Source organism: Streptomyces glaucescens (assembly GCF_002154375.1).
In the GTDB taxonomy this organism is placed as follows: domain Bacteria; phylum Actinomycetota; class Actinomycetes; order Streptomycetales; family Streptomycetaceae; genus Streptomyces; species Streptomyces glaucescens.
Map to the genome: position 1 here is coordinate 1 of NZ_MUND01001132.1, position 622 is coordinate 622.

Genomic DNA, 622 nt, shown 5'->3' on the forward strand with positions numbered 1-622 from the left:
GTGATCGACTTCGGCATCGCGGTGGCCGCCGACGGAACCGCGTACACGGCCACCGGCGGCACGATGGGCACCCCCTCCTTCATGGCCCCGGAGCAGGCGTCCGGCCTGGAGGTCACGGCGGCGACCGATGTCTTCGCACTCGGCCAGACGGCGGCGTTCGCGGCGCTCGGCAGGCCGCTGTACGGCGACGGTTCGGCCATCAGCGTGCTGTACCGGATCGTGCACTCCGAACCCGACCTGTCCCTGCTGCCGGAGCCGCTGCGTCCGCTGCTGGGCCGGTGCCTGACCGCCGACCCGGTCGAGCGGCCCACTCCGGCGGAGGTCGTGGAGTGGTGCCGGCAGCGGCTGGAAGCGGACTCCGACGCGGGCGGGGCTCCGGTCGTGTGGCAGGACATCACCGGGCCGGAGGTGACGGTGCCGGCTCCGGTGCCGGAGCCGACTGCGGTGATCGGGCAGCCCTTGATCGGCGCTCCGCAACCGCCGGCCGGACGGCCGACGCGGGAGGACCGGAAGGCACGCAGGCGGCGCATCTCCCTGGTCACGTCCGCCGGTGTGACGGGTGGCGCCCTGCTCCTGGCGGCTCTCGCCTGGACGGTCATGGACGGGAAGGGCGGGCTGGGTC

1 protein-coding gene is annotated in these 622 nt (G+C 74.3%); it reads left to right on the top strand.

Going from position 1 to position 622, the window contains the following annotated elements; genetic code table 11:
- Positions 1 to 622, top strand: a 622-nt coding sequence (locus CCN42_RS41040) for a protein kinase domain-containing protein (protein ID WP_158102216.1), incomplete at both ends; no start/stop codon positions are given.